Here is a 5562-nt window from a genome sequence, read left to right on the forward strand (position 1 = left end):
TCGTCAGGCTCATAACCTGAAGGTCGTTGGTTCAAATCCAACCCCCGCAACCAAACGGACAAGACCCGAACGGAAACGCCCGCCTGCTCCCGCAGCGCGGGCGTTTTCGCGTTCAACGACCCGAGAGACCGCCGATGACGAAGTTTGTCCTGACCGTGGCCTGCCGATCAACTCGCGGCATCGTCGCGGCGATCTCGGGATTCCTGGCCGAGCAGGGGTGCAACATCGTCGATTCCTCGCAGTTCGACGATCTCGGCAGCGGGCGCTTCTTCATGCGCGTCGGCTTCCTCTCGGAAGAGGGGAGGGGGGGTGAGGCGCTCGCTGCCGGCCTCGCGCCGGTCGCGGAACGCTTCGGCATGGAGACGGCGATCCACGACGAGGCCCGGCGCATGAAGGTGCTGCTGATGGTCTCGCGCTTCGGCCACTGCCTCAACGACCTGCTCTACCGCTGGAAGATCGGTGCCCTGCCGATCGACATCGTCGGCGTGGTCTCGAACCATTTCGACTACCAGAAGCTCGTGGTGAACCACGACATCCCGTTCCATCACGTCGCCGTCACCAAGGCGAACAAGCCGGAGGCGGAAGCGCGGATCATGGAGATCGTCCGGGGCGGCGGCGCCGAGCTGATCGTGCTCGCCCGCTACATGCAGGTGCTGTCGGACGAGATGTGCGCGGCGATGTCGGGGCGGATCATCAACATCCACCACTCGTTCCTGCCGAGCTTCAAGGGCGCCAACCCCTACAAGCAGGCCTATGGCCGCGGCGTGAAGCTGATCGGCGCCACCGCGCACTACGTGACGGCCGACCTCGACGAGGGGCCGATCATCGAGCAGGACACGGTGCGCATCACCCACGCGCAGAGCGCGGAGGACTACGTGTCGCTCGGTCGCGACGTGGAGGCGCAGGTGCTCGCGCGGGCGATCCACGCGCATATCCATCACCGCGTCTTCCTGAACGGCAACCGCACGGTGATCTTCCCGCCGAGCCCGGGAAGCTTCGCGTCCGAGCGGATGGGCTGACCGGCCGCGCTCCGGGATCGCCGCCATCGAAGAGGGTGTCGAAACAAGAGCGCCCCGCGCGATCCGAGGATCGCGCGGGGCGCTCTTGTGCCCGTCCGCGGTGCGGGTCAGACCGCCTCGACGGGCCGGCCTGCCGGCGCGTTCGCCGTCTGGCTACCCGCGAGATAGCGCAGGCGCATCGGGCGCAGGACGAACATGGCGAGCGCCGCCGCGGTGACGTTGAGGCCGATGATCAGCCCGAATACCGCCGTCCAGCCATAGGCTGCCGCGACCATGCTGCCGAAGGGTACGAGCATCGCGGCCGAGCCCTTGGCGGTGTAGAGCAGGCCGGCGTTGCTGGCGGCGTATTTCGATCCGAAAGTGTCGCCGCAGGTCGCCGGGAACAGCGAGTAGATCTCGCCGAACACGCCGAAATAGATCGCCGTGGCGAAGACGAAGACCAGCGGGTTGCGGCCGTAGGCGAGCAGCAGGATCACCGCGAAGGCGGCCGTGCTGAAGGCGATGAACATCGTGTTCTCGCGCCCGATCCGGTCGGAGACGTAGCCGAAGAACGGCCGGCCGAACCCGTCGAAGATGCGGTCGAGGGAGATCGCGAGGGTGAGGGCCGCCATCTGCAGGCCGAGGATCGAGACCGGGACGTCGGCGACCTTGAAGTCGTGGGCGATCGGGGCGATCTGGGCCGCCGCCATCAGGCCGCCGGAGGCCACCATCACGAACATCGCGTACATCACCCAGAAGACCGGGGTGCGGACCGCCTCGCGGGGCGTACGGTCGACCTGCGTCTGGGGCAGGCGCAGGCTCTTGCGCTGGACCGGGGCGCTGACGCTGGGCTTGCGCAGCAGGAACGACATCACCACCACGACGGCGCCCTGACCGAGGCCGAAATACAGGAAGGCGTTCTCGTAGCCGCTGGTGGCGATCATCTTGGCGATCGGCACGACCGTGAGGGCCGCGCCCGCGCCGAAGCCCGCGGCGGTGGCGCCGGCGGCGAGGCCGCGGCGATCCGGGAACCACTTGAGGGCGTTGCCCACGCAGGTGCCGTAGACCGAGCCCGCGCCGATGCCGCCGATCACCGAGCCCGCGTAGAGCATGGGCAGCGAGGTGGCGTGGGCGTTGAGCACCCAGGCGAGCGCGATCATCACGCCGCCGAAGCAGACCACGATCCGCGGGCCGTAGCGGTCCACGAACCAGGCTTCCACGGGCACGAGCCAGGTCTCGGTGGCGACGAAGAGCGTGAAGGCGAACTGGATCGCGGCGCGACCCCAGTGGTACTTGGCGTCGATCGGATCGACGAAGAGCGTCCAGCCGTACTGCAGGTTGGCGATCATCGCCATGCAGAGGATGCCGAAGGCGAGCTGCCACCATTTGGCGGACGAGGTGTCCTGGCGTTCCATCCCTGATCCTTATCGTGGGGCGTCGGCATTCCGGGGCCGACGCTCGGATCATGCAAAAAATTTCCGATTATGCAATATGCCAGGGATTAAACTGCTGGAGTGCACGTAACGGTTGTCACCCCGGGGCGTTCGGGCAGCCGCCCCGGAGACCGGGGCCCGGCCCGGTCGACCTGCTGTCAACAGGCTGAATTCGAAGCGGTTTCGCCGCCCGTCCCCGTGCAGGGCCGAGGCGCGGCTTCCGCATGGCGGCGCGGGACCTCTCTCAGAAGCTCGGCGGCGTGCACGCGCTGACGACCTCGCACGGCACGGGGCCGATGCACCGGAACCGGTGCGGGCGCCGGCTGTCGAAAGCGTAGGCGTCGCCGGGTCCGAGGATCCGGCGCTCGTCGCCGACCGTCACCTCGAGCCGGCCCGAGAGCACGATCCCGCCCTCCTCGCCCTCGTGCGAGAGCGGGATGCGGCCCGTGTCGGCGCCGACCTCGTAACGCTCCTTCAGAATCTGGAGCTGGCGCCCGAACAGCGTCTCGCCGACCTGCCGGTACGAGATCTTGCCCTTGCCGATCTCGGTGAGTTCCTCCGTGGCGTAGAAGGCCTTGCGCTCGCGTTCGGGCTCCACGGCGAAGAAGTCCGCGAGACCGATTGGCACGCCGTCGAGGATGCGCTTCAGGGCCCCGACGGACGGGTTCACCCGGTTCGACTCGATGAGGGAGATCGTCGAGTTCGTCACCCCGGCGCGCTTGGCGAGCGCCCGCTGCGACAGGCCGTGCCGCAGCCGGACGAAGCGCAGCCGCTCCCCTACATCGACGCTCATTCCGGCCGGACCCTTTGCGGCTGTTGCGGATCGCGCAACGGTGCGCACCCGGATGCCGTCCCGTCAACGGCTTGCGGCGGCCGAGAAAAGGACTTGTTGCGGGCTGGCGAAAGGCGTCCTGTCGCGCGTCGAAGCCGCGTCGCCGCGAGTGCCCCATGTCAGAGAATCTCTCCGAGACCCGTCCCAACACCCCCTCGCTCGACGCGTTCTGGATGCCCTTCACGGCCAACCGCCAGTTCAAGGCGTCGCCGCGGATGCTCGTCTCGGCCGAGGGCATGCACTACACGGCCGATGACGGCCGACGGATCCTCGACGGCACGGCAGGGCTGTGGTGCGTCAACGCCGGGCACGGGCGGCGCGGCATCGCCGAGGCCGTCGCGCATCAGCTGGAGCGCCTCGACTTCGCCCCGACCTTCCAGATGGGGCATCCGATCGCCTTCGACTTCGCCGAGCGGCTGGCCGCGATCGCGCCGGGCGGTCCGGAGGCGGGACTCGACCGGGTGTTCCTCACGAATTCCGGCTCCGAATCCGTCGATACCGCGCTCAAGATCGCGCTCGCCTACCAGCGGGCGATCGGGCAGGGCACGCGCACGCGGCTGATCGGGCGCGAGCGCGGCTATCACGGCGTCGGCTTCGGCGGCATCTCGGTCGGCGGCATCGTGACGAACCGGCGGGCCTTCCCGCAACTGCCGGGCGCCGATCACCTGCGCCACACGCACGACCCGGCCCGCAACGCCTTCGCCAAGGGCCAGCCCGAGCACGGCGCGGACCTCGCCGACGACCTCGAGCGGCTGGTCCAGCTCCACGGAGCGGAGACGATCGCGGCCTGCATCGTCGAGCCGGTGGCGGGCTCGACCGGCGTGCTGATCCCGCCGCGGGGCTATCTGGAGCGCCTGCGCGAGATCTGCACGCGCCACGGCATCCTGCTGATCTTCGACGAGGTGATCACCGGGTTCGGCCGGCTCGGCACGCCCTTCGCGACCGACTTCTTCGGCGTGGTGCCGGACCTCGTCACGACGGCCAAGGGCATCACCAACGGCACGGTGCCGATGGGCGCGGTCTTCGCCCGGCGCGCGGTCCACGACGCGCTGATGCAGGGGCCGGACGGGATCGAGCTGTTCCACGGCTACACCTATTCGGGGCATCCGGTGGCCTGCGCGGCGGGGATCGCCACCCTCGATATCTACGCCCGGGAAGGGCTGCTCACCCGCGCCGCGGAACTCGCCGGGGACTGGGCTTCGGCGATGCACGACCTGCGGGCGCGCGCCCATGTCAGCGACATCCGCACCATCGGCCTCGTCGCGGGCATCGAGCTGACCCCGCGGCCGGACGCGCCGGGCAAGCGCGCCTACGAGGTCTTCACGGACTGCTTCCGGCGCGGCCTGCTGATCCGGGTGACCGGCGACATCATCGCGCTCTCGCCCCCGCTGATCGTGGAGCGCGACGAGATCCGCGAGATGGCGGAGATCGTCGGGGCGGCGATCGATCGGGTGGCCTGAGCGGGATCGACGGGACTCCCGAGGGCTCGAGGTCCCCCGGGCGGGGTCTCGGGGCGCCGAGCCCGAAACCATCGCGAAACGTGACGGCGGCCCGCACGATCGGGCGAGTCCGCCGCGCCGGCCATTGTCAGGCTGCGCCTCGGTCCTAGCTCCGTCCCGGCCGAAGAGCCGGCGCGGGCCCGCCCGCGCAAACCCCGAACGGATGGAGACCTGCCCGATGCTGCGCCTCGCCCTGCCCGCCCTCGTCCTGCTCGCCGGCACGCTGCCCGGCCACGCGATCGAGGTGCAGAAATCGGCCGACCTGCCGGCCCATCCCGACAAGGTCTGGCAGACGATCGGCGATTTCTGCGGCATCGCCGACTGGCATCCGGCGATCGAGAAGTGCGTCGCCTCCGAGAAGGACGGGCAGAAGATCCGCACGCTCAGCCTCAAGGGCGGCGGCACGCTCGTCGAGCAGCAGGTCTCCCGCGACGACAAGGTGATGAGCTACACCTACACCATCCTGGAGGGCCCGCTGCCGGTCTCGGACTACCGCTCGACGCTGGCCGTCGCGCCCGAGGGCTCCGGCTCGAAGGTGACGTGGCAGGGCAGCTTCAGCGCCAAGGGCGTGCCGGACCCGGTCGCGCAGGACGTGATCTCGGGGATCTACGACGCGGGCCTGAAGGGCATCGCCGACAAGGCCAAATAGGCCGGCGCAACAGGCGGGCGGCGGCGAGGCCCGCCACCCGTTGACCCGCCGGACCGGCCGTCCCACAACCCCGGCCGGCGCCGAGCTGCGCCGTTCAGGGATCCGTGCCGTGCCGACGCAAGCCTTCCGCCTGACGCTCGTCCTCCTCGCC

5 protein-coding genes are annotated in these 5562 nt (G+C 69.6%); 3 read left to right on the forward strand and 2 right to left on the reverse strand.

Going from position 1 to position 5562, the window contains the following annotated elements; translation table 11 throughout:
- The first annotated feature begins 134 nt into the window (after positions 1-134).
- Entirely contained in the window at positions 135-1019 is an 885-nt protein-coding gene (purU, locus tag AX737_RS25140; protein ID WP_066926156.1) for a formyltetrahydrofolate deformylase, read from the forward strand.
- 107 nt (positions 1020-1126) lie between these two features.
- Here purU and oxlT read toward each other — a convergent pair whose 3' ends face one another.
- Complete coding sequence (gene oxlT, locus AX737_RS25145; protein ID WP_066926159.1) at positions 1127-2413, reverse strand: oxalate/formate MFS antiporter; 1287 nt, start codon at positions 2411-2413, stop codon at positions 1127-1129.
- Positions 2414-2675: 262 nt separating this feature from the next.
- Positions 2676-3224: a cupin domain-containing protein gene (locus AX737_RS25150; RefSeq protein WP_066926161.1), complete on the reverse strand. Its 549-nt coding sequence runs from the start codon at positions 3222-3224 to the stop codon at positions 2676-2678.
- Between the two features lie 155 nt (positions 3225-3379).
- Here AX737_RS25150 and AX737_RS25155 point away from each other — a divergent pair, with 155 nt between their 5' ends.
- Together AX737_RS25155 and AX737_RS25160 are read left to right on the forward strand one after the other, a co-directional pair.
- Positions 3380-4723, forward strand: a complete 1344-nt coding sequence (locus AX737_RS25155) for an aspartate aminotransferase family protein (RefSeq protein ID WP_066926164.1) — start codon at positions 3380-3382, stop codon at positions 4721-4723.
- A gap of 217 nt (positions 4724-4940) precedes the next feature.
- Positions 4941-5411: an SRPBCC family protein gene (locus AX737_RS25160; protein ID WP_066926167.1), complete on the forward strand. Its 471-nt coding sequence runs from the start codon at positions 4941-4943 to the stop codon at positions 5409-5411.
- The last annotated feature ends 151 nt before the right edge of the window (positions 5412-5562 follow it).

Origin of the sequence: Methylobacterium sp. CCH5-D2 (genome assembly GCF_001556475.1) — a bacterium.
Taxonomy (GTDB): Bacteria; Pseudomonadota; Alphaproteobacteria; order Rhizobiales; family Beijerinckiaceae; genus Methylobacterium; species Methylobacterium hispanicum.

What these genes read in the sequence shown, in the direction of transcription:
- AX737_RS25150 (WP_066926161.1), bottom strand. Translation starts at nt 3,224, where the DNA reads ATGAGCGTCGATGTAGGGGAGCGGCTGCGCTTCGTCCGGCTGCGGCAC.
- AX737_RS25155 (WP_066926164.1), top strand. Translation starts at nt 3,380, where the DNA reads ATGTCAGAGAATCTCTCCGAGACCCGTCCCAACACCCCCTCGCTCGAC.
- oxlT (WP_066926159.1), bottom strand. Translation starts at nt 2,413, where the DNA reads ATGGAACGCCAGGACACCTCGTCCGCCAAATGGTGGCAGCTCGCCTTC.
- AX737_RS25160 (WP_066926167.1), top strand. Translation starts at nt 4,941, where the DNA reads ATGCTGCGCCTCGCCCTGCCCGCCCTCGTCCTGCTCGCCGGCACGCTG.
- purU (WP_066926156.1), top strand. Translation starts at nt 135, where the DNA reads ATGACGAAGTTTGTCCTGACCGTGGCCTGCCGATCAACTCGCGGCATC.